The organism is Streptomyces sp. NPDC058000, assembly GCF_042886435.1.
Taxonomy (GTDB): Bacteria; Actinomycetota; Actinomycetes; order Streptomycetales; family Streptomycetaceae; genus Streptomyces.
Window position 1 is genome coordinate 1 of sequence record NZ_JBHVQS010000049.1, and the last position, 26694, is coordinate 26694.

Genomic DNA, 26694 nt, shown 5'->3' on the forward strand with positions numbered 1-26694 from the left:
CCGGGAGGAACGCTCCTCCCGGGGCCTGCCCGCGTCTGCGGGGGCCGCGCACGGCCCGCTGTGGGCTCAGACGGCGGCGGTGGCGTCCGGGGCGCCGCCGGAGCCGTGGCGGGTCGTCTCGGCGCCGGTCACGCCCTGCTGCGAGCGCTGCACGGGGATGCCGGACAGCCGGCTCTCCATCCGGCGCCGCCGCTCGTCGGCCTGCACGCACAGGCCCACCGCGGCCTCGTTGAAACGGACCGTCGACGGCGGGTCGGACGGGCCGAGCAGGTGCTCCTTGAGCTCGGCGCGGTCCGCGGCCAGGCCGTCCCGCTCCTGGTCCCGAACCGCTTCGAGGAGCGCGGGCACGCCGGCCGCGTCGGGCGTGAGGACGGTGGCCGCCCGCACGGTCGGGAAGTTCGTCCGGAAGTCGTCCTCGGCCATCCCGGAGGTGTTGGCGACCGCGTACGGCTTCTCGCTGGACAGGTAGTCGGAGACCACGCTGGAGACGTCGCTGATCAGCAGGTCCGCCTGGTTGAAGCAGGTGAAGATGCCGGGGCGCACGGTGGTGATGACGCGGTGTTCCCACTCCGGGAAGGAGTTCCAGTACGCCTCCTCCCAGGCGACGACCGCGGCCTCGACGGCGGCCGCGCGGCCTTCCTCGGGGGTGCTCTGGAGCCGCATCCGCTCCAGTTCGTCGGCGCTCTTGCGGAAGTCGGCGGTGGTCAGCCGGTCCAGTTCGGCGGCGCGGCGGGCCAGTTCGGCGGCGGTCTCCGGGCCGGGCAGCGCGCCGCCGCGCCGGGCGTTGGCCTCCGTGATGAGCGCCTGGATGCGGGCGTCGGCGGCGCCGGCCCGCGGGTCCACCGAGCCGGTCATCGGATGCGGCTTGTACAGCAGCCGCACGGTGGGGTCGGCGAGCAGGGCGCGGACGATGTTCTCGCCGGCCAGGACCATCGAGGTGTTGCCCGGGTTGCCGTCCCAGCCCTCCCAGGTGGGGGCGTAGAGCACGGTGGTGTACCGGCCGAGCGGGGCGCCCTCGTAGGGCCGGATCGACGCCAACTGGGGGCGGCCGACCTCGACGACGTCCTTGTCCTCGATGCCGATGTCGGCGAGCTGGTAGCGGTCCCGGGCGGCCGGACCGGCCACCCACACCTCGTCGTACGCCTTGGCGTACGGGTTGCAGGAGGAGAGCTTGTCGCTCTCGCCGTGGTTGATGAAGGCGTGCTTGATGGAGGGGATCCGCAGGATCTGCGAGGTCTTGCCGGAGTTCGCCGGGTGCAGCAGCACCTTGAGGGTGGAGTGCTCCAGGCGCATCAGGTGGGTGACCTTGGGGATGCAGACGATCGGGATGTCGGTGGCCTCGATCTTCTGCACCATGAAGCGCTCGCGGAGCACGATGATCGGCTTGCCGTCCAGTCCGGCCAGGGTGCTCAGCCACATGTTGGCCTGGTAGGCGGAGGAGGAGCCGCCGGAGAAGTACATGCCGACCGTCGGTCGGTAGGCCGCCAGCCAGTCGTCCAGCCAATCCAGGGCGCGCTGTTCGCCGACGACCTGCTTCCCGGGCAGCAGCCAGGTGCTCAGGTAGAGGGTGCCGCCGGCGGAGAGCAGTAGGGCGACGCAGATGCCGATGCCGCCCCAGAAGGCGTTGCCGGTGACCGCGGTGACCATCATTCCGGCCGTGGTGGGCACCGAGAAGCGCAGCAGCCGCCGGCCGGTCTGGCGGTAGAGGAGCCGCGGCGGGGCGTCGGTGAGCCCCAGCGCGCCGGCGTCGATGTTGCGGGTGACGAGCGGCAGGCTCCGGGACCGGCGGACCAGGACCGCGACCGCCTGGCACACGAAGTGGGTGCCGTAGAAGGCGAGCAGGGTGATGGTCAGGGGGGCCTGCTCCTCCAGGGGGTTGATGCCGTCGATGTGCAGGAGGCCGACCAGCAACAGCATGTCCCGCAGCAGTTGACGCACCGTCACGTCGAAGCGGATCCGGCCGAGTAGGGCGAGCAGGCCGGGCTGCTGGTGCTGGAGGACCAGGTCGAGACCCAGGTTGACCACTGACGCTGCGATGAACAGCGGAATGACGGGCAGCAGCGCGCCGATCAGCTGGGCGGTGAACGCGACCATCATCGCGAAGAGCGCCGCGAGCTGGACGGCTCGTCTGGGGGCGATTCCGGCGGAAGGCACGGGGGAGGGCTCCTGGCAGCAGAAAGGTCATGGGGGGAGGCCGGGGACGGCGGCCGGGTCCCGCGCTGCGACGCCGCAGGAGCGGCGAAACGGGACCGATGGACACCCGACCGTATGACCTCGTTGGCCTTGGTGACAATCTGCTGTGGCTCCCTCCGCCGCGAAACGGACCAATCGAACGCAACCTTCGAGTGTCATTTTCCGTCTTAGTTCTTTACGGCTCGGCCTCCTTGCCGGGGGATCCGGGTGTCCGCCGGAGCGTCCGCCAGGCGATATGGCGAGGCGTCCGCCAGGGGTGCTGCCGTAGATTGCGGCTGTACGGGGTTCCGTACGGCAGAGGGAACGCGAACACAGGGGTGTACAGGTGGCTGGGGCAAGGCAGGACGTGGCAGACGCCCGCCGGATCGTGGTGAAGGTCGGCTCGTCCTCGCTGACCACGGCCACGGGGGGACTGGACGCGGACCGGGTCGACGCCCTGGTGGACGTCCTGGCCAAGCATCAGGACAAGGAGGTCGTGCTGGTCTCCTCCGGCGCCATCGCCGCCGGCCTCGCCCCCCTGGGACTCGACCGCCGCCCCCGCGACCTCGCCCGGCAGCAGGCCGCCGCGAGCGTCGGCCAGGGCCTGCTGGTCGCCCGCTACACCGCGTCCTTCGCCCGCTACGGCCGCCGGGTCGGCCAGGTGCTGCTGACCTCCGACGACACCAGCCGCCGGGCCCACTACCGCAACGCCTGTCGCACCCTCGACCAGCTGCTGGCCATGGGGGCGGTGCCGATCGTCAACGAGAACGACACCGTCGCCACCGACGAGATCCGCTTCGGCGACAACGACCGGTTGGCCGCCCTCGTCGCCCACCTCGTCCGCGCCGACCTGCTGATCCTCCTCTCCGACGTGGACGGCCTCTACGACGGCGACCCGTCCACTCCCGGCACGTCCCGGATAGACGTGGTCACCGGGCCCAAGGACCTGGAGGGCATCTCCGTCGGGAGCGCCGGGAAGTCCGGCGTCGGGACCGGCGGCATGGTCACCAAGGTCGAGGCGGCCCGGATCGCGGCCGCGGCCGGCATCCCGGTCGTGCTCACCTCCGCCGTGCACGCCGCAGACGCGCTGGCCGGCGCCGCCACCGGCACCCACTTCCTGCGCACCGGCCGCCGCTCCGCCGACCGGCTGCTGTGGCTGGCGCACGCCTCCACGCCGCAGGGCGCCCTGGTCCTGGACGACGGCGCGGTGCGGGCCGTCGTCGAACGGAACTCATCGCTGCTGCCGGCCGGCATCTCCGCCGTCGAGGGCGAGTTCTCCGCCGGGGACCCGATCGAGCTGCGGGACGCCGCCGGCCACGCGGTCGCCCGTGGGGTGGTCAACTTCGACGCCAGGGAAATCCCTCGATTGATTGGTCGTTCCACCCGGGATCTGGCCCGCGAGCTCGGACCGGCGTATGAGCGCGAGGTCGTGCACCGCGATGACCTGGTGCTGCTGCACCACTGAGCCGCCCCCGACGGGTCCCCGGCGCGGCCCGCACAGGGTCGACCTTCATCAGCCTTTCACCGGGGACCTTCGGTAAAACGGCCCCGCGAGCGGCCGCGGGCTGGTCAACTTTGTTGCGGGGGCGCCGCAGCGGAGCGGCGCCCGCAGCGCGCGAGCGCAGACGTCGAAGGACGACCGCACCAGTCGGCTCCGCACCTTGAAGGGGCGGAGCGATTCGCATCACAGGAGGCCGCCGGTGACACGAGGGCGCCCAGGGGCTCCGGCCCGAGGGACGGCGGAGCGCACACTGACCAGCGTCGGGACCGGCCGGGGCGCCGCCCGGCAGGAGGAGCCCGGCCGGTGGGCGGAGCGGGACCGGACGGCGCCGCGGGCGCGGGAGGGCGAGCGCCGGGAGACGTCCCGGCTGTGGCACGTCACCCTCAGCGTCTCGGGCGTCGAGGCACCGCTGAAGGAGGTCCGGCGGGCGCTCGAACAGCTCGCCCACGACCACCCCTTCCTGCTGACCAGCCGCTACGCCAACGACCACGCCGAGATTCGCTATTGGGAGGAGGCCCGGGACCTGCACGACGCGGCGGCGGTCGCCCTCCGCCTGTGGGGCGAGCACCGCTCGACGGCCAAACTGCCGCCCTGGGAGATCGTCGGCCTGGAGGTCATCGACCGGGAGACGTACCACCAGCGCGTCGCGGAAGGCTATGGACCGCCGCCGGCCTCGCCGGTCGGAGTGCATCCCTACTGACGCCGGTCCGTTGGGTCCCCAGGGCCGGTCCGACGGGGCCGCGCGGGGCGCCACCCCATCGGGCAGGCCCTCGCGCGCTCCCCGTACCGGAGCGGCCCCTACGGTGGTCCACCGGCCCCGTCGCCGGTGTGACCGGCGTCCCGCTCTGTGGAATCCGTCGTGGCCGTCGCCCGGTGCGGCGCTAGGCTGCGGCCATGACCAGCAGTGCATCCCAGTCCTCGCCCGTCCTCGACACCGCCCGCCGCGCCAAGGAGGCGGCCGCCGTCCTGGCCCCGCTGCCGCGCACGGCCCGCGACGGGGCGCTGCTCGCCATCGCCGACGCCCTGGTGGCGCACACCGACGTCCTGGTGGCGGCCAACGCCGAGGACATCGAGAAGGCCCGGGCCGCCGGCACCTCCGCGTCGATCGTGGACCGGCTCACCCTCACCCCCGAGCGGATCGCCGCCATCGCCGACGACGTACGCAAGGTCGTCGGGCTGCCCGACCCGGTCGGTGAAGTGGTGCGCGGCTCGACCCTGCCCAACGGCCTCGACCTGCGCCAGGTCCGGGTCCCGCTCGGCGTGATCGGGATCATCTACGAGGCCCGGCCCAATGTGACGGTGGACGCCGCCGCCCTCTGCCTGAAGTCCGGCAACGCCGTGCTGCTGCGCGGCTCGTCCTCCGCGTACGCCTCCAACAGCGCCCTGGTGGACGTGTTGCGCGGTGCCGTGGAGAGCGCCGGGCTGCCGGCCGACGCCGTCCAGCTGGTGCCCGGCGAGAGCCGGGACTCGGTGCGCGAGCTGATGCGCGCCCGCGGCCTGGTCGACGTGCTGATCCCGCGCGGCGGCGCCGCCCTGATCCGTACCGTCGTCGAGGAGTCCACCGTGCCGGTCATCGAGACCGGCACCGGCAACTGCCACGTGTACGTCGACGAGGCCGCCGACCTCGACATGGCGATCGACATCCTGGTCAACTCCAAGGCCCAGCGCCCCAGCGTCTGCAACGCCGCCGAGACGGTGCTGGTGCACGCCGGCATCGCCGAGAAGTTCCTGCCGCGCGCCCTGGAGGCGCTGACCGAGGCCGGCGTGGTCGTGCACGGCGACGCCGCCTGGCAGCAGGCCGGCCCCGGCCTGGTCGCCCCGGTCACCGACGAGGACTGGGCGACGGAGTACCTCTCCTACGACATCGCGGCCGCCGTGGTGCCCGACCTGGACGCGGCGGTGGCACACATCCGGCGCTGGTCCTCCGGCCACACCGAAGCCATCGTCACCGGCTCGCAGGCCGCTGCCCGCCGCTTCACCCAGTTGGTGGATTCCACGACGGTCGCGGTCAACGCCTCGACCCGCTTCACCGACGGCGGCCAGTTCGGCTTCGGCGCCGAGATCGGCATCTCCACCCAGAAGCTGCACGCCCGCGGCCCCATGGGTCTGCCGGAGCTGACGTCCACGAAGTACATCGTCACGGGCGACGGCCACATCCGCTGACCCACCCCGCGGACGGCCCCGTTCCGCCCGTATCCGACTGCTTTCCTCCCTGCCCAAAAAGTCCGGCCGGGGCTACCCTGGACGGGTGCCGGACGACGTGGGGGGCACGCCGTTCCCGGACGGCGAACAGCCCGACGAGCACCACCACGGGAGCCACGGACGAGCGGACGACGAGTTCGCTTCCGTGGTCTTCGACGAGGAATTCGTGCGGTCCGCGACGATCCATGAGCCCTCGGCGGTCGAGCGCATGTTGGCCGCCGCCGAGGCGCGTGCGGAGGCCGAGGCGGCCGCCCGCCCGGGGGGCGGTTTCGGACCGGACGACGACTACGACTACGGGGACGCCGACGAGCGGCCCCGCGACCGCGACGCCTACGACCCGTACGGTCCCTACGGCGGGTCCCTGCGCCCCTACCGCGGCCCCGCCCGTTGGCACCGGCCCATGGCCTGGGTGCTGGCCGTGGTGATGGGCATCGGACTGGTGGCACTCGCCTTCAGCGCCGTCTACCGGGGCGCCTCCGGCCGCAGTCAGAGCCCCGTGCCGCCGGCCAGTTCCACCGGCGTCGACGCCCCGACCTCCGGCGCGCCCCCCAAGGGCGGCCAGGACAACCTGCGGACGTCCCGCCCCCGGGTGCCGGCGGCCGGCTCCGCGGAACCGCTGCGCCCGTCGTTCTCCGCGGGCCCCGGGTCGCACTGACGCGAAGTTGTGGCGCCCTCCGGCGTTTACGTCGGCCCCGTCAGACCTACCCTTGTTGTATGACCGGGCCTGGTGACCCTCCCGAGGGGATGCCTGACGGCGCCCCGGGAGGCGGTGACGACGAGTACCGATCCGTGGTCTTCGACGAGCGGTTCGTGCGCGCCGCGCGACTGCAGGAGTTCTCCGCCGACGAGCGGCTCGGGGAACACCACGCACCGGCGGTGAAGATCCGCCACGCATGGTTGCGGTTGGGCGGATCCCGCCAGGCGATCCTGCTGGTGCTGCTGATCGTGCTGGCCTTCGGCACCGCCGTCTACATGGGCATACGCCACCCGTACAAGGCCCCCGAGCCGGTCCGGGCCGAGCCGTTGCGGTCCTCGGTGGTGCCGCTGGCGCCGCCCGGCCCCGTACCGGGCGCGACCCCCGCGGACCTCTTCGCGCACAGCCCGGCGGCCGACTACCGGATCGGGGCGGCCGGCATCAACCTCCCCACCGTCCAGCGCAGTGCGCACTTCTCCGACGGCCAGATCGTCACCGCGCTGACCATCGCCAAGGACTACCTCGTCCGCTCGTCGGTGGATCCGGCGACCCTCACCGGCGGCGCCGTACGGCCCGTCCGGCTGCTGCTGGACACCGGCCAACTCGACCAGTTCGACCGGAGCCTGACGCACCCCGACGACAACGGCCGGGACGCGGCGACCGGCTGGCTGGTCCGCTTCGACCCGAAGCAGATCCAGCTCGCCGACCGCGACGTCCGCGTCAACGGCACGCTGAGCGCGACGGAGTTGAGCGCGGACACCCTAGACATCGCCGCCGACTACACCTTCGTCTACGCCGTGCAACCGGCCCCGAGCGCCCCGAAGGACGCCGCCGGGCAACACGCCGGCACGCCGACGCCGGGCGCCGCCTCGCTCGTCACCGTCCGGCGCGAACTGCACTTCCGGGTCGGCCGGGACGACCTCGCCGACCACCGGCTGACCGTCGTGCAGAGCAGCCTGCAGGCCGGGCCGCTGAGCTGTTCCTCGGACCCGGCCGACACGCTGCACCCGCTGCTCGCCGGGCAACGCGCCGGCACCGACCGGCCCGCCGGCACCGACCCCTACGCCCGGGGCCGGGCCAACGCCGCGCTCTGCGGCGAGCTTTCGGCTACTTCCCAGCCGACTCCGAGCCATCCGATCCCTTAGCGTCGCTCGACCCGCCGGCGCCGTTCGCCCGCGAGCCGAAGACCGTGTCGCGGAGCTTGCCGCCCAGGTCCCCGGCGCCGCCCGCGATGTCGCGGACCAGACCCATCAGCGGGTCCTTGCTGGTGCGCACCGACTCGGCGTAGTGCGCCGCGGAGTCCTTGAACGAGTCGGAGACCGAGGCGTCCTTGTCCTCCTCGCGGCGCAGGTAGTGCCCGTCCATGATGCGCTGGTAGTCGCGGCTCGCGGCCCACTTCTTCAGCTCGGCGGCGCGGACGGTGGTGAACGGGTGGCTGCGCGGCAGGAGGTTGAGGATCTTCAGCACGGAGTCGCGCAGATCGCCGCCGGACTCGTACTCCTCGGCCTGCTTGAGGAACGCGTCGACGTTCATCTCGTGCAGGTGGTTGCCGCCGGCCAGCTTCATCAGGCCGCGCATCGACGCCTGGAGGTCCTGCCCGACAAGCAGGCCGGCCCGGTCCGCCGACAGCTCCGACTTGCGGAACCACTCGCGCAGCGCCGTCACGATCGCCATGACCGCGACATTGCCGAGCGGGATCCAGGCGACCTTGGTCGCGAGGTTGGTCAGGAACAGCAGGATCGTGCGGTAGACCGCGTGCCCGGAGAGGGCGTGGCCCACCTCGTGGCCGATGACGGCCCGCATCTCCTCCTCGTCGAGCAGCTCGACCAGACCGGTCGTCACCACGATGATCGGCTCGTCCAGGCCGATACACATGGCATTGGGCTGCGGGTCCTGATTGACGTACATCGGCGGGACCTTCTCCAGGTCCAGCACGTAGCAGGCGTCGCGCAGCATCGCGTGGAGATGGGCGAACTGCTGGTCGCCGACGCGGACCGAGTCCGACAGGAAGAGCAGCCGCAGGCTGCGCTCCGGCAGCAGACCGCTGAGCGTCTTGAAGACGGTGTCGAACCCGCTCAGCTTGCGCAGCGCCACCAGCGCCGAGCGATCTGCCGGGTGCTCGTAGGACCGCGACGAGATGCCGGGGAACCGCTTGCGGTTCCGGCTCGGTACGTTCGCGTCGCCGTCTGGGCTCTCCGTCATTGGGGCCTCCCCCTGTTCGACTGCGTGTGATTCAGACTAGAGGACGCCACTGACAGGCGAATGGATGCCCGGGCGTACGCTGGCGTGCGGACCAATGCCCGCCAGGCCCGTACAAAAGGGAGCCACCGCCATGCCGCATCCGAGCCTGCTGCTCGCCGTCGCCGAGACCTCCAAGGACAGCGGCCCCGGGTGGATCCTGCGCACCGTGATCATCGTCGGTGTGGTGGGTGCCGCGCTGCTCGCGTGGTTCCTGCTGCGCGGCTACGGCAACCAGGACTGACCCCGGCCCGGGCCGGCGTCACCGGGGACCGACCCCGAGCAGGACCTGCGCCGGCCGGGGAACGGTCCGGGGCGCCGGCCGGGCGCGTTCGGGCGGAGTCGGCGTGAGCCCCCGGTGACGTGGCGCTTACGATGTGGCGGAAGCCTCTGTCCGCACCCCGCCCGGATTGGTACCTGCCAACGATGAGCCTGAACTCCGCCGCACAGTCCCTGGTATCCCTCGCCGAAGCCGGGCACGAAGGTGGCCAGCACGCCAGCCTGAGCCCCTACCTCACCGGTGGCAGCGCCCTTTTCATCCTGCTTCTCCTGCTCTGGATCACCACCCGCTTCAACCGCGACCGCTAAGCCTTCCAGCCCCGGCCCCCGGCACCGCGTCCCGCCAAGTAGGGTCTGCACGCATGGGAGAGCACACAGGGCCCGTGAAGCGGCGGCTCGGCGTGATGGGCGGCACATTCGACCCGATCCATCACGGACACCTGGTCGCCGCCAGCGAGGTGGTCAGTCAGTTCCATCTCGATGAGGTCGTTTTTGTGCCCACGGGGCACCCGTGGCAGAAGAGCCACAAGACGGTGTCCCCGGCCGAGGATCGCTATCTGATGACGGTCATCGCGACCGCGTCCAATCCGCAGTTCTCCGTCAGCCGGATCGACATCGACCGCGGCGGCAAGACGTACACGATAGATACGCTGCGTGACCTGCGGGCGGAGCACTGCGACGCGGATCTGTTCTTCATCACCGGCGCCGACGCGCTCAGCCAGATCCTGACCTGGCACGACGCGGCGGAGCTGGTTTCGCTTGCCCACTTCATCGGGGTGACCCGGCCCGGCCACGTCCTTGCGGACCCCGGGCTGCCCGAGGGAGCGGTGTCCTTGGTCGAGGTGCCCGCGCTGGCCATCTCCTCGACCGACTGCCGGGCGCGCGTCGCCCAGGGGGATCCGGTCTGGTACCTCGTACCGGACGGTGTGGTGCGCTACATCGACAAAAAGCAGCTGTACCGCGACGACCGCTGACGGGGCAGACGGAAAGGGGCACCGGTGAGCGACCGACACGATCCGTACGGGCCGCAGGACCCATATCCCCAGGACCCGTACGCCCAGCAGCAGGGGCAGCACGGGCAGCAGGGACAGGGCTACACCTACGACGCGTACGGCCGGCCGGTGCCCCACGAGGCGCCGCAGCAGTACGAAGCGCAGCAGCCGTACGAGCAGCAGCACTACGACCCCTACGGGCAGCCGGCCGGGCCCGGCGCCCCGTCCGGCTACGCCCCCTACGACCCCTACGGGGCGCAGGGCAGCCAGGCGCCGCCGACCCAGCAGCCGTACGAGGGGCAACCCGAGTACGGCTACGACGCCTACGGCCGCCAGCCGGTCCAGCAGCAGACCGGCTATCCCCAGCAGTACGACCCGTACACCCAGCCCCAGCAGCCGCCGTCGCACCCGTCGCCCCAGCAGGCGGACTGGATCCCGCAGCAGGCTCCGCAGCCGCCGTACGAACAGTTCCCCTACGGGGACCAGCAGCCGCGCCCCGAGCAGTCGCCCCACGAGCCGCCGCAGTACGAGCAGGCGCGTCAGGGGCAGACCGGCCCGGTGCCGGGGGCCGCCCCCGAGGCGCCGCCCGCGCCCGCCGGGTCCAAGAGCGCCGCGGGCCCCAAGGGCGGCTCCGCAGGCTCAGCCGCCGAGGACTTCGGCACCGAGGAGTTCTCCTTCGTCGAGGAGCCGGACGACGACTCCGAAGACGTCATCGACTGGCTGAAGTTCACCGAGAGCCGCACCGAACGGCGCGAGGAGGCCAAGCGGCGCGGCCGCAGCCGGCTCATCGCCCTGTCGGTCGTCCTGGTCCTCCTGGCGGCCGGCGGCGTCGGCTACCTGTGGTGGGCGGGCAAGCTGCCGGGACTGTCCGGTGCGGGCAGCGGCGGCGCGGCCGAGGCCGGTGGGCAGAAGCGCGACGTCCTGGTGGTGAACCTGCGGGACACCAAGACCGGGAACAGTTCCACCGCCCTCCTGGTGGACAACGAGACCACCCACAAGGGCACCACCCTCCTCCTGCCCAACAGCCTCATCGTCGCCAAGGACGACGGCACCACCACGACGCTCGGCAAGTCCGTCAAGGACGACGGCACCGACGCCACCCGGGAGTCCCTCAACACCCTCCTGGGCGCCGACCTCAACGCCAGTTGGCGGCTGGACACCCCCTATCTGGAGAACCTCGTCGAGACGGTCGGCGGGATCACCGTCGACACCAACACCTCCGTCCCCGGCGGCAAGAAGGGCGACTCCCCGGTCGTCAAACAGGGCACCGGTCAGCTCCTCAACGGGCAGGCGGCCGTCGCCTACGCCACCTACCAGGGCCCGGGGGACACCCAGACCAAGCAGTTGGAGCGGTTCGGGCAGGTCGTGCAGGCCACCCTGAAGAAGGTCTCCAGTGATGCGGACGGCGCCACCGCCACCGTGAAGTCCCTGCTCCAGATCCTCGACCCGCCGCTCACCGAGGCGCAGCTGGGCAGCTCGCTGGCCCAGCGGGCGGAGCTGGCGAAGACCGACAAGTACGACACCGAGGTCCTGCCGGTGCAGGCCGACGGGACGATCGGCCAGAGCACCGCGGCCGGCGTCGTCAAGGACGTCCTGGGCGGCACGGTCAAGAAGACCGCGCCGGGCGTGACCCCGCGGGTCGCGGTCCGCAACGCCACCGGCGACAAGGCCGCCACCGGCAAGGCCCAGGTCGCGCTGCTGAACGGCGGCTACACCTTCGTCGACGGCGGCAGCGGCGGCACCGCGGCCACCTCCCAGGTGACCTACGCGGACGCCCCGCAGCGGGCCAAGGCCACCGAGGTCGCCAAGACGCTGGGCCTGCCCGCGAGCGCCGTCCAGCAGGGGAAGGTCGCCGCCAACGCGGACATCGCGGTGGTCCTGGGCCAGGACTACAAGGGCTGACCGCACGGCGGATCATGGGGCTGACCAGGCAGGATGTCGGCACCTCCCGGTGGGGCGGAAATCCCCGCCGGGAGTGTCGGTGGTCCGTGAGACCCTTGAGGGGTACCTGACCGCCGATCTGGCCACCCAGGACCGCCGGTGCGCCACGGCCACGCCGCGCGCCCTGCGTTCCGGCCGGAGCGGCCCCCTCGACCCGGAAAGCCGCTTGTGACCGCCACGGACCGTTCCCTTGAGCTCATCAACGCCGCCGCCCTGGCGGCGGCCGACAAGCTCGCGCACGACATCATCGCCTACGACGTCAGTGACGTCCTCTCGATCACCGACGCCTTCCTGCTGGCCTCCGCGCCCAGCGACCGCCAGGTGAAGGCGATCGTCGACGAGATCGAGGAACGACTCAACAAGGAACTCGGCGCCAAGCCGGTCCGCCGCGAGGGCGACCGCGAGGCCCGCTGGGTGCTCCTCGACTACGTCGACATCGTCGTCCACGTCCAGCACAGCGAGGAGCGCGTCTTCTACGCCCTGGAGCGCCTGTGGAAGGACTGCCCGGAGATCGACCTCCCCGAGGAGGCCAAGGCCACCCGGGGCAAGGCCGCGGCGCACGCCCGGGCCACCACGGGCGACGAGGACGGAGACCTGCGCTGAACGGCACCAAGGGCGGCCGGGGCCGCCGCGTCGTCCTGTGGCGCCACGGTCAGACGGCCTGGAATCTGGAGCGCCGCTTCCAGGGGTCGACCGACATCGAGCTGACCCACACCGGCCTCGCCCAGGCCCGCCGCGCCGCCCGGCTGCTGGCCGCCCTGCGCCCGGACGCCATCATCGCGTCCGATCTGCGCCGGGCCGCGGCGACGGCGGGTGAGCTGGCCGCTCTGACGCGGCTGGACGTGTCCCACGACGCCGCGCTGCGGGAGACCTACGCGGGCGCCTGGCAGGGTCTGACGCACGACGAGATCCTCGCTCAGTACGGCGCGGAGTACGCCGCCTGGAAGCGCGGTGAGCCGGTGCGCCGCGGCGGCGGCGAACTGGAGACCGAGGTCGCCGACCGGGCCGCCCCGGTCGTCCTGCACCACGCCGACAAGCTGCCCGACGACGGCACGCTGGTCGTCGTCAGCCACGGCGGCACCATCCGCACCACCATCGGGCGGCTGCTCGGCCTGGAGTCCCACCACTGGGAGGGGCTGGGCGGTCTGTCGAACTGCTGCTGGTCCGTGCTGGGCGAGGGGGCGCGCGGCTGGCGGCTGCTGGAGCACAATGCCGGCACCCTGCCGGAGCCGGTGCTCGGCGACGACGACTGAGCCACCGGGGCGGGGGCGGCCGGGCCGGATTTCGCATCTGGGCAGGTCGCAGGCTAAAGTTCTTCTTGTTCGCGGCGCCTCCGGGGAAACCCCCGGAGGAACGGAACAAGACCCGGGGCTATAGCTCAGTTGGTAGAGCGCCTGCATGGCATGCAGGAGGTCAGGAGTTCAATTCTCCTTAGCTCCACAGCCCGGAAGATCCCGCCTCCTGAAGGAGGCGGGATCTTTGCGTTACGGCCGGGTGTTGCGTCACGGCGGGGGCTGTCGCAGGCAGGTGGGCCTGACACCGCGCCGGGAGGCGGCCCGCCGCCGGCGGACCTATGGGCCACGTCACTCCGTTATGGAGCGCTGCTCTGCGGGCGCGGTGCCGCTGCGCTCCCACCTCCGCTCCAGGTCCGCGCTGGCCTCGGAGGCGGGCCGCAGATGCTCGGGGCAGCCGATGAGCGGGTCATGGACCGTGCGCAGCACCGCCGTCAGCCGGTGGCTCTCCTCGTCGGCCGGGGTGTAGACCACGATCCGGGTCTCGGGGACCCCGCCCACCGCCAGCGACGTGGAGAGCAGTCGTATCTCGCCGACCGAGGCGTGCTGGATCACCTTCGTGCGGTTGCCGTGCGGGGCGACGTCCCCGGCCGCCCACAGGCGGGCGAACTCCGCACTGGCCCGTGAGAGCCGGGCGATCAGGGTCTCCCAGGCGGGCTCGCCGACGTGCCGCCCGTAGGCGCCGCGGAGTTGGGCCACCAGCGCCGGGAACTCCTCGTCGCGGTTGCGGATCGTGCAGCAGCACGGGGGCATCGTGAACAGCTGCCACAGGATGTTGCGGGCCGGGCCGCGGGCGAGCGCGATGGTGGGGAAGACGCCTTGGTAGGCGGAGTTGGACGCGAGGACGTCGTAACGGGCGTTGTAGACCACCGCGGGCAGCGGTACCAGGGCGTCGATGATGCCGCGCACCTCCGGGCCGACGGACTGCGCGTCCGCCTCCCTGGCGGGCACGTACGGAACCTCGGCGAGGTGGTAGAGGTGCTCCCGCTCGGCGTCGTCCAGCCGGAGCGTACGGGCGACCGCGTCCAGCACGTGGCCGCTGGCGTTGATCGGGCGGCCCTGCTCCAACCAGGTGTACCAGGTCACCCCGACGCCGGAGAGCTGGGCGACCTCCTCGCGGCGCAGGCCGGGTGTGCGGCGTCGCAGCCCGGGCGGCATGCCCACGTCCCGCGGTGTCACCCGGGCGCGCCGGCTGCGCAGGAAGGCGGCCAGCTCGGGCCGTCGCCGCCGGTCCGCTCGGACTGAGGTCGTCATGCCGCTCACACCCCCATCGTCGGGGCAGGCCGGGGGGCCTGCCAGGTGCTGTCGGTACCAGCATCGACGGGCACTCGTTACCGGTATCCGTCCGCGGTCAGGCTCCCTGTCATGACCGACAACCTGACCGCGGACGCCACCGGCGACCGCACCCGGCGCCGCACCCGGGTCCTCTCCCCGGGGGCGCGACCTCCGCGTGCCGACACCGCGTCAACTCCACCTGCCATTAAAGACTCCGGCACTGACAGTGGCATCGCCGACGGCCGGTCCAGCGGCTCGACACGGGTGTTGGTGATCGTCCTCGCCGGGCAGTTCATGGCGCTGCTGGACGCCTTCATCGTCAATGTCGCCGCCCCCTCGATCGGCGTCGGACTGCACGCCTCGGGGGCCGCGCTGCAACTCGTCATCGCCGGCTACACCATCGCGTACGCGGTGCTGCTCATCACCGGGGCCCGGCTCGGCGAACTGCTGGGCCCGCGGCGGACGTTCCTGGCCGGACTCGCGGTCTTCACGGGCGCCTCGCTGGCCTGCGGACTGGCCGCGGACGCCGGACAGCTGATCGCGTTCCGGGTCGTCCAGGGGGCCGGCGCCGCGGTGATGCTCCCGCAGGTGCTGGGGCTGATCCAGCGGACGTTCACAGGCGCCGCGCGGACCCGGGCCATCGGGGCGTACACCGGGGTGCTGGCGGTGGGGGCGGTCAGCGGGCAGATCGCCGGTGGGGTGTTGGTCAGCGCCGACCTCTTCGGCGCGGGCTGGCGGCCGGTGTTCCTGGTGAACGTGCCGATCGGCGCGCTGCTGTTGGCGGCCGGGCCGCGACTGATCCCCCGGGACCGGCCGTCCGGTGCGGCGCGCGGGCTGGACCTGCCCGGACTGGTGCTGCTGGCCGGCGCGTTGGGCCTGGTGACGGTCCCGCTGGTGCTCGGCCAGGAGACCGGGTGGCCACAGTGGTCCTGGTGGTCGCTGGGCGGCGGCGGGCTCCTGTTGGTGGCGTTCGCGGCATACGAGGCGGCCCGGGCCCGGAGGGGCGGGGCGCCGCTGATCGCGCCCCGGGTGGCGGGTGCGCCGGGGATGCCGGTGAAGGTGGTGCGGATCGCCGTGGTGATGGCCGTCAACGCGGGCTACATGTTCGCGCTGACGCTGTACTTCCAGAACGCGCTCCACTACAGCGCGCTGCGCACCGGGCTGACCTTCGTGCCGACGGCGTTGGCCTACGGGGTGGTGGGGCTGTGGTGGCGGCGGTTGCCGCAGCGGGTGCACCCGCTGCTGGTCCCGTGCGGGTTCGTGCTGATCTGTGTGGCGCTGCTCGGGATCGGGTTGGCGCTCAAGGGCGGCGGGGACGGCGGGGGGTGGGTGTTCGTGGCCTATACCGTGCTGGGCGCCGGGTTCGGCTTCGCCCACAGTGCCAATCTGGCCGCCGCGTTGGCGTCCGTTCGTACGGAGGACGCGGCGGACGCGAGCGGGCTGGTGGTGACCGTGAACCAGGTCGGACTCCTGCTCGGAACCTCGCTTTTCGGGACGCTCTTCCTGAACCGACTGGCGGCTGAGGGGCCGGGTGGGGCGTCGCGGGCGCTGTGGGGGAGCGTTCTCGCGCTGAGCGGCGTGGCGGCGCTCGGCGGGCTGGTCGGGGTGCTCCGTAGGCGGACCTGACCCGGTGGGCGGTCCGTGGCAGAATCGGACGGCGCCGCCAGGGGAGGAGAGATCACGATGCCCACGAGCATCCTTGGGCAGGTCGACGACCTGCTCGGCCCCGCCGCCGCATGCGCTGCCGCGGACGTGACTCTCCAGTGCCCCTCGTGCGGCTCCTCCCATGTCGCACAGGTGCTGGGCGACAACGGCGGTGTTTCCTTCGTCTGTACGGCCTGCGGCCGCAGTTGGAGCTGATGGATGGGCGCCCACAGCAGGAAGTGCGACTGGTGCGGCAGCGGTACGCCGATCGTCCGCGACATGGAGCCGGTCAACGCCGATTACCAGTACTGGTGCGAGGAATGTGCGCGCGCCCTGGTCATAAAGGGCGACCCCATCGAGACCTACCGCGAGCTCGACGGGGAGCCGATCTACGGCCGGCTGCTGGAAGAGCACTGCACGCTGAAACGGTTCTATTCCTTCGCCACGGCCTGAGTGAGGGCGTGCGCCGGGCGGGCAGGGCCGGGATGGCCCCGAACGTCACCAAGCAATCATTTTCCGGCCCGTGTTGTGCGAGCGCGAACAGTTCCGATCGTTTCCGATGGTTCGGAACTCCCGCGGAGCGGCGAGGCGTTCACGCATCGGAACCCGCTGCCGACTCGGCCGGCCGCGGGACCGCGGCAGCGTGACGAAGAAGGCGGCACGACGGGGGCGGACATGACGACGATCGGCAGCACACGAGCGGTGGCGGGGACGGTCACGGGCCGGGGGGCTCGGCAGGACCGGACGGGGAAGCGGACCCGGATGCGGAATCCGGCCCGGACTCGGACGTGGCCCTGGCCCTGGCACTGGACGACATCGTCGGTTCGGATATCGCGGTGGCGTCCGCCGGTCGCCGGAGCCGGACCGCGGTCAGCACCAGCAGGGTGAGCCCGGCCAGCGGGTAGACCGCGGAGAGCAGCATCTGGCCGGCGTTCTGGTGGAGTTCCTCGTGCTGGTGCCAGCGGTGTGGCACCCACCACAGTGCGAACGAGCAGAACAGCAGCCCCATCGCGCCGGTCACCATCCACCAGCGGCGGGCCGTGGTGCCCGAGTGCCGCAGCGCCTCGGAGCCCAACAGGATCAGCATCGGGACGCCCCACACCCAGTGGTGCGACCAGGAGATCGGGCTGATCAGCAGGGCGGTGGCCGCGCAGGTCAGGACGGCCCAGGCGCGCTCGCCGCGCAGCAGCGCCCCGGCGGCCAGCGCCAGCCCGGCGGCGGCCGCCAGCGTGGCCAGGACGAGCCAGGCGGCGCCGGGGTCGTGGGTGTGCAGCAGCCGGGCCAGGGCGCCCCGCAGCGACTGGTTCGCGGTGATCTCCACCTCGCCGACCCGGTCGGCGGCGAAGACGATCTCGGTCCAGAAGCGGTGTGAGTCGCGCGGCAGCACGACCGCGGAGAGGAGGGCGGTGGCGCAGAACGTGCCGGTGGCGACGGCGGCCTGCCGCAGCCAGGGGTTCCAGGCGGCGCGCCACCCCGCGCCGGAGCGCAGTTGCCGGACGGCGCGGACCGTGCCGGCCAGGGCGAGGAAGACGGCGAACAGTGCCGGGGTCAGCTTGATTCCGGCCGCGATGCCGATGCCGATGCCGGCCCAGCGATTGGTGTCCCTGCGGGTCAGGTCCCACAGCACCAGTACGGCGAGCAGGAGGTTGATCTGTCCGTAGCGCAGCGTCGTCCAGACCGGTTCGCACCACACCAGTGGCGCGGAGAGTGCCAGCGTCGCGGCGAGCGGGGGGAGCCGCCGGGGCCGGCCGACCAGGCGGAGGGAGAGGTGGACGACGGCGACGAGCAACACGAGGTTCCCGGCCGTGGCCAGGGTGCGCATCACCGGGACGCCGAAGAAGGTGAGCGGGACGAACAGCAGCGCGGCGAAGGGCGGATAGGTGTTGGGCAGCCGTGCGGAGGTGGCCACCATGTCGTAGAGGTCCTTGCCGTCCCGGGCGGTCTGGCCCTCTGCGCGGTAGACCATGAGGTCCACCATCGAGACGTGCGCCAGCCGCTGTGCGACCCAGAGGGCGGCGAAGGAGGCCAGGCAGGCCAGCGCCGCGGCGAGCACCGGGTGGCGGCGGATCACGCCCGCGCGGGGGCGTGATCCGCGAGGCTCGGTGGGCTGGTCCGGATCCAGCGCAGTCACGGCGTACGGCTCCCCAGGACGAATCGGGCACGGCTCGCCGACAGTACCTCGCGTCCCGTCGGAGGGCCTGTGAGAGAACGATTTGGCAGAAGCCCGGGGGGTCCGTGTAATGTAGGCGATGCCGCAGCGGGGAGCCGAAAGGGAACCGCAGCGGAGACAAGACCTGGGGCTATAGCTCAGTTGGTAGAGCGCCTGCATGGCATGCAGGAGGTCAGGAGTTCAATTCTCCTTAGCTCCACAGAAGGCAGAGAGGGTCGTCCGTCACGGACGACCCTCTCTGTCGTGCGTGCGGGGACGGTCGGGTCCGCGGTGCGGGGATCTTCAGGGGTTGCCCTGATATTCGGTCAACAACGTGACCGGTGTGGCGAGTTGGGCGTCGTTTCTGTGACCGATTCTGCCCGATCGTTGCCGTTCTTTGGTCTCTTCTTGGTGATCGCATAACCCTGACATGAACGGTTCACCGAAAGAGTGGCGAATCGCGTGAGCGTCACATCCGACGCATTCACCGCTGATGGAGGTGGCGCGCACCGGCGCACCGGCGCGGCGTCACCACGCAGCGCACCGCATCGCCACAGCAGGGGGTTACATGAGAGCAAGCCGCACCAGATCACCGCGCGTCCGCGTCGGTCTGGCCTGGGCAGCGGCGCTGCCGCTGGTCGCCGGAGCGCTCGCGCTCGGTGCACCGGCCGCCGACGCCGCGGGCCACGACGGGGGCCGGCACGCGCTGCAGGGCACCAAGCCGCGGTGGGCCACCGACCAGGCCGACCAGGGTGCCACCGCCGGCGCCACCGAGGTCAATGCCCGGGTCTACCTGGCCGGCCGCGACGCCAAGGGCCTCGCGGACTACGCCAAGGCAGTCTCCGACCCGCACTCCGGCACGTACGGGAAGTACCTGAGCCCGACCCAGGTGCAGGCCCGCTACGGCGCCACGCAGGACCAGATAGCCAGGGTGACCGCCTGGCTGAAGAAGGCCGGCCTGACGGTCACCGGCACCACCGACCGCTATGTGACGGTCACCGGCGATGCGGCCGCCGCCCAGCGGGCCTTCGCCACCGGCCTGCACAACTACCGCAAGAGCGGTCACACCTACCACGCGCCGTCGACCACCGCCTCCGCGCCCGCGTCCGTCTCCGACGCGGTCCTGACGGTCACCGGCCTGGACAACGCGCCCCGGCTGGCCCGGCACCACTCCGCCGAACTGCCGCCGCCGTCCCCGGTCTTCCGCAACTCCGGGCCGTTCTCCACCTACTACGGCTCGCGGACCAACGAGAACCTGCCCTCGGCCTACGGGGGCAAGGCGCCGTACGCGATCAAGGGCTACACCGGTAAGCAGCTGCGCGCCGCCTACGGGGCGAAGAACTGGAACGGTAAGGGCGTCACCGTCGCGATCACCGACGCCTACGCCTCGCCGACCATCGCCAAGGACGCGGACACCTACGCCGCCCGCAACGGTGACTCCCGTTACCGCAAGGGTCAGCTGTCGCAGGTCCTGCCGAAGGACTACACGCACATCGACGACTGCAAGGCGGCCGGCTGGTACGGCGAGGAGACCCTCGACGTCGAGGCCGTGCACGCGGTCGCCCCCGCCGCGGACATCGTCTACGTCGGCGCCGCCTCCTGCAACGACGACGACCTGCTGGACTCGCTCGGCAAGGTCGTCGACGGGCGGCTCGCCGACATCGTCTCCAACTCCTGGGGCGACGTCGAGGCCAACGAGACCCCTGACACTGCCGCCGCCTACGACCAGCTCTTCCAGCGGGGCGCCGTAGAGGGCATCGGCTTCTACTTCTCCTCCGGCGACAACGGTGACGAGGTCGCCAACACCGGCACCAAGCAGGTGGACACCCCCGCCAACTCCGCGTGGGTGACCGCGGTCGGTGGCACCTCCCTGGCCGTCGGCAAGGGCAACAGCTACCAGTGGGAGACCGGCTGGGGCACCCAGAAGGCGGTGCTCTCCAAGGACGGCAACGACTGGACCGGCTTCCCCGGTGCCTTCAACGGCGGCGCGGGCGGCGGCACCAGTAAGTCCGTCGCGCAGCCCTTCTACCAGCGCGGCGTCGTCCCGGACGCGCTGGCCAAGGCCAACGGTGGCGGCGCCATGCGCACCGTTCCGGACATCGCGGCCGTCGCCGACCCCAACACCGGCTTCCTGGTCGGCCAGACCCAGACCCTGCCCAACGGCAAGCTCGGCTACGAGGAGTACCGCATCGGCGGCACTTCCCTGGCCGCGCCGGTGATCGCGGGCGTCCAGGCGCTGGCCCAGCAGGCCCGGCACGGCATCGCCATCGGATTCGCCAACCCGGCCATCTACCAGCGTTACGGCACCTCCGCCCTGCACGACGTGACCGACCACCCGCTGGGTGCCGGCCGTGACCTGGCGGTCGTCCGGGTGGACTTCGCCAACGGCATCGACGCCAGCAAGGGCACCATCACGTCGCTGCGCAGCCTGGGCAAGGACAGCTCGCTGCACGCCACCGTCGGCTACGACGACGTCACCGGCGTCGGCACCCCGGGGGCCGGCTACGTGAACTCCTACCGCCCCTGACGCAGGGGTGCCGCACCTCCCTCCCCGCAGACCCGTGACCTCACGGGCGTGGCGGTAGGACGGCGGGTGTAACGCGGCGGGGCCCGTGCCCGGGGGAATCCCGGGCGCGGGCCCTGGGTGCCCTGGGGTACCCTGGCGCCATGTGTGCCGTACGCCTTCTGCTTAGCGGGCCGCGCTGATCAGTCCCGACCGGGCCCTTCGCTGTGGCCGCCCGGGTCGGCATCGGCGCGGCTTCCCCTCCTGCGAGAGGGGCATTTTTGTTTCCGCAGGAGCCGTGTCCGCAGCAGCCGCAGGCAGAGACGATCGATGGAGCTTTGAGGACGATGAGCGAGACGACTAACTCCCCCGCTGCTGGAAGCGCGGGAGGTGCCCCCTCCGAGGTGGCAGCGCCGCACCGCTATACGGCCGTGCTGGCCGCGGACATCGAGGCACGCTGGCAGGACTTCTGGGAGGCGGAGGGGACCTACGAGGCCCCGAACCCGCGGGGCGATCTGGCCGGCGACGCCGGACTGGCGGCCCGCCCCAAGAAGTTCATCATGGACATGTTCCCCTACCCCTCGGGTGCGGGACTGCACGTCGGCCACCCCCTGGGCTTCATCGCCACCGACGTCTACGCCCGCTACCACCGCATGACGGGCCACAACGTCCTGCACACCCTGGGCTTCGACGCGTTCGGCCTGCCCGCCGAGCAGTACGCCGTGCAGACCGGCACCCACCCGCGGGTCTCCACCGAGGCCAACATCGTCAACATGCGGCGCCAGCTGCGCCGCCTGGGCCTGGGCCACGACCAGCGCCGCTCGATCGAGACCATCGACCCGGCGTACTACAAGTGGACCCAGTGGATCTTCCTGCAGATCTTCAACTCCTGGTACGACCCGGAGGCGGACAAGGCGCGGCCGATCGACACCCTGGTCGCCCAGTTCGAGGCCGGCACCCGGCCCACCCCCGACGGGCGGTCCTGGGCCGAGCTGTCCGGCACCGAGCGGGCCGACGTCCTGGGCCAGTACCGCCTGGCATACGCCTCGGAGGCCCCGGTCAACTGGTGCCCCGGACTGGGCACGGTGCTGGCCAATGAGGAGGTCACCGCCGAGGGCCGCTCCGAGCGCGGGAACTACCCGGTCTTCAAGGCCAAGCTGCGCCAGTGGAACATGCGCATCACCGCCTACGCGGACCGGCTGCTGCGCGACCTGGACGCGCTGGACTGGCCGGAGGCCATCAAGCTGCAGCAGCGCAACTGGATCGGCCGCTCCGAGGGCGCCCGGGTCGACTTCCCGGTCGGCGACTCCGACAAGATCACGGTCTTCACCACCCGCCAGGACACCCTGTTCGGCGCGACCTACATGGTCCTGGCCCCCGAGCACCCGCTGATCGCCGGCGCCGACAACGGCACCGGCTCCATCGTTCCCGACGCCTGGCCCGAGGGCACCCACGAGGTGTGGACCGGTGGGCACGCCACCCCCGCCGAGGCCGTCGCCGCCTACCGCAAGCAGGCCGCCGCCAAGTCGGACGTCGAGCGGCAGGCCGAGGCCAAGGACAAGACCGGTGTCTTCACGGGCGTCTTCGCCACCAACCCGGTCAGCGGCGAGCAGGTCCCGGTCTTCATCGCCGACTACGTCCTGATGGGCTACGGCACCGGCGCGATCATGGCCGTCCCGGCCCACGACAGTCGCGACTTCGCCTTCGCCCGCGCCTTCGAGCTGCCCCTGCGCTGCGTGGTCGAGCCCACCGACGGCCGCGGCACCGACGCCGCCACCTGGGACGACGCGTTCGCCTCGTACGACGCGAAGCTGGTCAACTCCGCCGGTGAGTCCCTCTCGCTGGACGGTCTGGGCGTGCCCGAGGCCAAGGCGGAGATCACCGAGTGGCTGGCCGCCAACGGCATCGGCGAGGGCACCGTCAACTACCGGCTGCGCGACTGGCTGTTCAGCCGTCAGCGCTACTGGGGCGAGCCCTTCCCGATCGTCTACGACGAGGACGGCGTGGCGCACCCGCTGCCCGAGTCGATGCTGCCGCTGGAACTGCCCGAGGTCGAGGACTACTCGCCGCGCACCTTCGACCCGGACGACGCCGACACCCAGCCCGAGACCCCGCTGTCCCGTAATGAGGACTGGGTCAACGTCGAGCTGGACCTGGGCGACGGCCGCGGGGTGCAGCGCTACCGGCGCGAGACCAACACCATGCCCAACTGGGCCGGTTCGTGCTGGTACGAGCTGCGCTACCTGGACCCGAACAACGACGACGCGCTGGTCGACCCGGCCGTCGAGCAGTACTGGATGGGCCCGGCCGAGGGGCAGCCGCATGGCGGTGTCGACCTGTACGTGGGCGGCGCCGAGCACGCCGTGCTGCACCTGCTGTACGCCCGCTTCTGGTCCAAGGTGCTGCACGACCTGGGGCACGTCTCGTCCGTCGAGCCGTTCCACAAGCTGTACAACCAGGGCATGATCCAGGCGTACGTCTACCGGGACACCCGCGGCATCGCCGTCCCGGCGGCGGAGGTCGAGGAGCACGACGGCGGCGTCTTCTACTACGAGGGCGGCAAGGTCTCCCGGCTGCTGGGCAAGATGGGCAAGTCCCTGAAGAACGCCGTCACGCCGGACGAGATCTGCGTCGAGTACGGCGCGGACACCCTGCGCCTGTACGAGATGGCGATGGGGCCGCTGGACGTCTCCCGGCCCTGGGACACCCGGGCCGTCGTCGGCCAGTACCGCCTGCTGCAGCGGCTGTGGCGCAACGTGGTGGACGAGGCGACCGGTGCGGTCACCGTCGTCGACGCCGAGCCGGACGAGGCCACTCTGCGGGCCCTGCACAAGGCGATCGACGGCGTCACCCAGGACATGGCGAACCTGCGCTTCAACACCGCCATCGCCAAGATCACCGAGCTGAACAACCACCTGACCAAGGTGGGTGGCCCGGTGTCGCGCACCGTGGCGGAGCAGCTGGTGCGGCTGGTCGCCCCGCTGGCCCCGCACATCGCCGAGGAGCTGTGGCGCAAGCTGGGCCACACCGACTCGGTGGTCCACGTGGACTTCCCGGTGGCCGATCCGGCGTACGTCGTCGATGAGACGGTGACCTGCGTCGTCCAGATCAAGGGCAAGGTCAAGGCCCGGCTGGAGGTCGCGCCGGCGATCTCCGACGCGGACCTGGAAGCGGTCGCGCTGGCCGAGCCGGCGGTGGTCGCGGCGCTGGGTGGCGCGGGCATCCGGAAGGTGATCGTCCGGGCGCCGAAGCTGGTGAACATCGTTCCGGCGTGAGCCGGGCAGCGACGCGTGGGCCGGGCGGCGGTGACCCCGCACCCGGCCCACGCGGCGGCCGAGCTGGCCGCCGGAATTCGCCAGGATCGCGCCTGACCTGGTCCTTTGTGGGCCGGGTCGGTGCGTGGGGCTGGTGTTCCGCACGCGTATAGGTGGTTTCCCCTACGGGCAGGTTGGGGGTTCGTTTGGAACCCGTGACCTGCCCGACGCGTTTACCGTGGAGGTACGGGCGCCGGCGTAGAACCGGCGCCGTCGACACCTCTGGGGAGTGCCCATGGAAGTTGCCGTTGCCATCTTCGGGTTGCTCTTCGTGCTGTTCGTGGTCGCCGGGGTGTTCCTCACGGTCAAGGCGGCCCAGGCGGCCAAGCGCGGCGTGGACCGCAAGGTCGCCCAGGCCCGGCGGACGGTCGAGGACACCACCCTGCGGGCCCGGCAGTTCACCCAGCCCGGAGCCGCCGGCGAACTGGCGCAACTGCGGCTCTCGCTGCGCACGTCCATGCGGGCCACCCAGGAGATCCTGCGTTCCGCCTCCTCCGACGACGCCTCACTCGCCGAGGCGGTCCGCCTCTTCGAACGGCTCAGCGCGCACGGCCGTGAGCTCGACGACGACCTCCGCCGAGTGGAACGCGAGCCCAACAAGGCCACCGTCACGGCCCACCTCCCCGAGCTCCGGGAGCGCCTGGAGCGGATCACGCACTCCGCGGAGTCGCTGCGCTGGGCCGCCCGCGACCGGGCCCGCAAGTTCGCCGACGACGACCTGGCCGCCCTGAGCGACCAGATCGACATGGAGGCGGGGGCCCTGCGGCACTGGACGGACGACGCGGCGGGATGGGAACGGCAGCAGGGTACGGATGGGGGGTCGTCCGGGGGCGGGGCTGGTTCCGGTTCCCGGTCGGGTGCGGATGCCGGGTTGGCGGGCGGTGCTGGTGCTGGTTCGGGCCGTGGGGACAAGGGGTATTCCTGGGGGTCGGCGGAGGACGAGGCCCCGGCGATCACCGCCCGGGATCCGCGTGCCCAGCCGACGTACCCGTGGGAGAAGACCCCGGAACGGGAGACGTCCCGCCGAGCGGAAGGCAGCGGCGGAACAGCGGGGTAGGGCTGCGGCTCTGCGGTGCCTGGTTGGCTGTGGGGTTCCTGGGGTGGGGCTTGTAGCTCGTGGGCTCTCAGGTTCTGGGGTCCCTGGAGGTGCGGGGTGTGGGCGGGGTGGGCGTGGGGGAGCCCCCGAGAGCGACTGTGTCCGGGAGGGAAGCCTCGCGGGCAAGCCTCCGGGCCCGCGCCCGCGGCCGGCGGCCTCTGTTAGCCAGCCAGCCGCCGTGCGTACGCGCCCCCTGTTAGGTCCTGCTGCTCGTCGATGGGCCGTGACCTGGGCGGACTTGGCATAGCCTTGGTGAAACCCGGAAGATCCTGGGGAGGGGCCCGCACTGTCGGCCGTCTGTGTCCCCGGATAACCTCCCAGTCATGTCCCGCCATGTCGCGATCGTCACCGATTCCACGGCCTACCTGCCGCGGACCGCTGTCGAACGTCACCGCATCACGGCCGTACCGCTGACCGTCGTCCTGGGGGACCAGGCCCTCGAAGAGGGCACCGAGATCTCCGCGAGATCCGTCGCGCAGGCGCTCCAGAAGCGTCGGTCCGTGACGACTTCGCGGCCGAGCCCCGCCGTGTTCGCGGACACCTATCGCGCCATCGCGGCGGCCGGGGCGAGCGGCATCGTTTCTCTTCACCTCTCGTCGGAGTTCTCCGGCACCTACGACGCGGCGGTGCTGGCGGCGAAGGACGCCCCGGTGCCGGTACGGGTCGTGGACACCGGGATGGTCGCGATGGCCCTCGGGTTCTGCGCCCTCGCCGCTGCGGAGGCGGTGGAGGCCGGCGGGGATGTGGACGACGCGGTGGCCGCCGCGGAGAAGCGCGCGTCGGGCACCTCCGCCTACTTCTACGTCGACACCCTCGACTACCTGCGGCGCGGCGGCCGGATCGGCGCGGCGCAGGCGCTGCTCGGCTCGGCGCTCGCGGTGAAGCCGATCCTCCAACTCGCCGACGGACGCATCGAACTGCTGGAGAAGGTCCGCACGGCCTCCAAGGCCATCGCACGCCTGGAGGAGATCGCCGCGGAGCGGGCGGGGGCGGGCCAGGTCGACATCGCGGTCCACCATCTCGCGGCGGCGGAGCGGGCGGAGGCGCTGGCCCAGCGGCTCCGGGAGCGGGTGCCGGGGTTGAACGAGTTGCTCGTGAGCGAGGTCGGTGCGGTGATCGGCGCGCATACGGGGCCGGGGTTGCTGGGGGCCGTGGTCTCGCCGCGGTGAGGGCGTCTTGGGCGCCTTGGGCACCTGGGCGCCTTGGATGTCGTGGGTGTCCTGGACATCGCCGGCGTCCTGAATGTCGCGGCGTCGTGGGTGTGGATGTGATCCCTGCGTGACACCTGTGTGGCGGGTGTTTGGCCTGTGGCGGCTGCCGGCCCAGGGTGTCCGTGTGAGTGACGGAGTTATCCACAACTCCCCACTTATCCACGGGATTTGACGCAGATCGGCGGGATCCG

General features: G+C 71.8%; 23 protein-coding genes and 2 tRNA genes. 21 read left to right on the top strand and 4 right to left on the bottom strand.

Translation table 11 applies throughout. The annotated features are described in order from the left end of the window. Nucleotides 1-66: 66 nt before the first annotated feature. The gene (locus ACFVT2_RS32635) at nucleotides 67-2154 is read right to left on the bottom strand and encodes a hypothetical protein (RefSeq protein WP_390023803.1); all 2088 of its coding nucleotides are present in this window, start codon (nucleotides 2152-2154) and stop codon (nucleotides 67-69) included. Between the two features lie 385 nt (nucleotides 2155-2539). Between ACFVT2_RS32635 and proB the strand changes: the two genes are divergently transcribed. The 5 genes from proB to ACFVT2_RS32660 all read left to right on the top strand — a co-directional run bounded on the left by proB (nucleotide 2540) and on the right by ACFVT2_RS32660 (nucleotide 7714). Next, nucleotides 2540-3637 carry a glutamate 5-kinase gene (gene proB / locus ACFVT2_RS32640; protein WP_390023805.1) on the top strand — a complete coding sequence of 366 codons (1098 nt, stop codon included), beginning with the start codon at nucleotides 2540-2542 and terminating at the stop codon, nucleotides 3635-3637. A gap of 235 nt (nucleotides 3638-3872) precedes the next feature. After that, complete coding sequence (locus ACFVT2_RS32645) at nucleotides 3873-4373, top strand: hypothetical protein (RefSeq protein WP_390023807.1); 501 nt, start codon at nucleotides 3873-3875, stop codon at nucleotides 4371-4373. A gap of 194 nt (nucleotides 4374-4567) precedes the next feature. Beyond that, nucleotides 4568-5836 carry a glutamate-5-semialdehyde dehydrogenase gene (locus tag ACFVT2_RS32650; protein WP_390023809.1) on the top strand — a complete coding sequence of 423 codons (1269 nt, stop codon included), beginning with the start codon at nucleotides 4568-4570 and terminating at the stop codon, nucleotides 5834-5836. Between the two features lie 85 nt (nucleotides 5837-5921). Beyond that, nucleotides 5922-6530 carry a hypothetical protein gene (locus tag ACFVT2_RS32655; protein WP_390023811.1) on the top strand — a complete coding sequence of 203 codons (609 nt, stop codon included), beginning with the start codon at nucleotides 5922-5924 and terminating at the stop codon, nucleotides 6528-6530. Nucleotides 6531-6589: 59 nt separating this feature from the next. Further along, nucleotides 6590-7714 (top strand): hypothetical protein, encoded by a 1125-nt coding sequence (locus ACFVT2_RS32660; protein ID WP_390023813.1) that lies wholly within the window; start codon nucleotides 6590-6592, stop codon nucleotides 7712-7714. On the opposite strand, the gene ACFVT2_RS32665 is transcribed toward ACFVT2_RS32660, so the two are convergent. Continuing rightward, nucleotides 7677-8771: a M48 family metallopeptidase gene (locus tag ACFVT2_RS32665; RefSeq protein ID WP_390023815.1), complete on the bottom strand. Its 1095-nt coding sequence runs from the start codon at nucleotides 8769-8771 to the stop codon at nucleotides 7677-7679. The genes ACFVT2_RS32660 and ACFVT2_RS32665 overlap by 38 nt on opposite strands. Before the next feature lie 130 nt (nucleotides 8772-8901). Here ACFVT2_RS32665 and ACFVT2_RS32670 point away from each other — a divergent pair, with 130 nt between their 5' ends. From ACFVT2_RS32670 to ACFVT2_RS32705, 8 genes are all read left to right on the top strand, one after another. Then, nucleotides 8902-9051, top strand: a complete 150-nt coding sequence (locus ACFVT2_RS32670) for a hypothetical protein (RefSeq protein WP_390023817.1) — start codon at nucleotides 8902-8904, stop codon at nucleotides 9049-9051. Between the two features lie 182 nt (nucleotides 9052-9233). Beyond that, nucleotides 9234-9395, top strand: a complete 162-nt coding sequence (locus ACFVT2_RS32675; RefSeq protein WP_016577759.1) for a hypothetical protein — start codon at nucleotides 9234-9236, stop codon at nucleotides 9393-9395. A gap of 53 nt (nucleotides 9396-9448) precedes the next feature. Then, nucleotides 9449-10060: a nicotinate-nucleotide adenylyltransferase gene (gene nadD / locus ACFVT2_RS32680; RefSeq protein ID WP_390023819.1), complete on the top strand. Its 612-nt coding sequence runs from the start codon at nucleotides 9449-9451 to the stop codon at nucleotides 10058-10060. Nucleotides 10061-10084: 24 nt separating this feature from the next. Further along, on the top strand, nucleotides 10085-11980 hold the full coding sequence (locus ACFVT2_RS32685) for a LytR C-terminal domain-containing protein (RefSeq protein ID WP_390023821.1): 1896 nt from the start codon (nucleotides 10085-10087) through the stop codon (nucleotides 11978-11980). A 79-nt stretch (nucleotides 11981-12059) separates the two neighbouring features. After that, nucleotides 12060-12191 carry a hypothetical protein gene (locus ACFVT2_RS32690; protein WP_390023823.1) on the top strand — a complete coding sequence of 44 codons (132 nt, stop codon included), beginning with the start codon at nucleotides 12060-12062 and terminating at the stop codon, nucleotides 12189-12191. Next, the gene (gene rsfS, locus ACFVT2_RS32695; RefSeq protein WP_390023825.1) at nucleotides 12188-12622 is read left to right on the top strand and encodes a ribosome silencing factor; all 435 of its coding nucleotides are present in this window, start codon (nucleotides 12188-12190) and stop codon (nucleotides 12620-12622) included. The genes ACFVT2_RS32690 and rsfS overlap by 4 nt, the downstream gene beginning before the upstream one ends. Further along, the gene (locus ACFVT2_RS32700; RefSeq protein ID WP_390023889.1) at nucleotides 12619-13272 is read left to right on the top strand and encodes a histidine phosphatase family protein; all 654 of its coding nucleotides are present in this window, start codon (nucleotides 12619-12621) and stop codon (nucleotides 13270-13272) included. The genes rsfS and ACFVT2_RS32700 overlap by 4 nt, the downstream gene beginning before the upstream one ends. A gap of 114 nt (nucleotides 13273-13386) precedes the next feature. Beyond that, nucleotides 13387-13459: transfer RNA gene (locus ACFVT2_RS32705), tRNA-Ala, on the top strand. Nucleotides 13460-13602: 143 nt separating this feature from the next. Here the strand turns inward: ACFVT2_RS32705 and ACFVT2_RS32710 are convergent. Further along, nucleotides 13603-14565 carry a helix-turn-helix transcriptional regulator gene (locus ACFVT2_RS32710; RefSeq protein WP_390023826.1) on the bottom strand — a complete coding sequence of 321 codons (963 nt, stop codon included), beginning with the start codon at nucleotides 14563-14565 and terminating at the stop codon, nucleotides 13603-13605. A gap of 111 nt (nucleotides 14566-14676) precedes the next feature. Between ACFVT2_RS32710 and ACFVT2_RS32715 the strand changes: the two genes are divergently transcribed. Genes ACFVT2_RS32715 through ACFVT2_RS32725 form a run of 3 tightly spaced genes read left to right on the top strand, consistent with a single transcriptional unit; the run spans nucleotide 14677 to nucleotide 16683 of the window. Further along, the gene (locus ACFVT2_RS32715) at nucleotides 14677-16212 is read left to right on the top strand and encodes an MFS transporter (protein ID WP_390023828.1); all 1536 of its coding nucleotides are present in this window, start codon (nucleotides 14677-14679) and stop codon (nucleotides 16210-16212) included. Between the two features lie 57 nt (nucleotides 16213-16269). After that, nucleotides 16270-16446: a hypothetical protein gene (locus ACFVT2_RS32720; RefSeq protein ID WP_390023830.1), complete on the top strand. Its 177-nt coding sequence runs from the start codon at nucleotides 16270-16272 to the stop codon at nucleotides 16444-16446. Nucleotides 16447-16449: 3 nt separating this feature from the next. After that, the gene (locus ACFVT2_RS32725; RefSeq protein ID WP_147245244.1) at nucleotides 16450-16683 is read left to right on the top strand and encodes a hypothetical protein; all 234 of its coding nucleotides are present in this window, start codon (nucleotides 16450-16452) and stop codon (nucleotides 16681-16683) included. 262 nt (nucleotides 16684-16945) lie between these two features. On the opposite strand, the gene ACFVT2_RS32730 is transcribed toward ACFVT2_RS32725, so the two are convergent. Then, the gene (locus ACFVT2_RS32730; protein ID WP_390023832.1) at nucleotides 16946-18361 is read right to left on the bottom strand and encodes a glycosyltransferase 87 family protein; all 1416 of its coding nucleotides are present in this window, start codon (nucleotides 18359-18361) and stop codon (nucleotides 16946-16948) included. Between the two features lie 165 nt (nucleotides 18362-18526). Between ACFVT2_RS32730 and ACFVT2_RS32735 the strand changes: the two genes are divergently transcribed. The 5 genes from ACFVT2_RS32735 (at nucleotide 18527) to ACFVT2_RS32755 (ending at nucleotide 26461) form a co-directional block, all read left to right on the top strand. Then, nucleotides 18527-18599 (top strand) — tRNA-Ala (locus ACFVT2_RS32735). Between the two features lie 348 nt (nucleotides 18600-18947). Next, nucleotides 18948-20906 carry a protease pro-enzyme activation domain-containing protein gene (locus ACFVT2_RS32740; protein ID WP_390023834.1) on the top strand — a complete coding sequence of 653 codons (1959 nt, stop codon included), beginning with the start codon at nucleotides 18948-18950 and terminating at the stop codon, nucleotides 20904-20906. 323 nt (nucleotides 20907-21229) lie between these two features. After that, complete coding sequence (locus tag ACFVT2_RS32745) at nucleotides 21230-24157, top strand: leucine--tRNA ligase (protein WP_390023836.1); 2928 nt, start codon at nucleotides 21230-21232, stop codon at nucleotides 24155-24157. Between the two features lie 274 nt (nucleotides 24158-24431). Beyond that, entirely contained in the window at nucleotides 24432-25253 is an 822-nt protein-coding gene (locus ACFVT2_RS32750; protein ID WP_390023838.1) for a hypothetical protein, read from the top strand. Nucleotides 25254-25615: 362 nt separating this feature from the next. After that, nucleotides 25616-26461, top strand: coding sequence for a DegV family protein (locus tag ACFVT2_RS32755; RefSeq protein WP_390023840.1), 846 nt, complete (start codon nucleotides 25616-25618; stop codon nucleotides 26459-26461). Nucleotides 26462-26694: the final 233 nt, after the last annotated feature.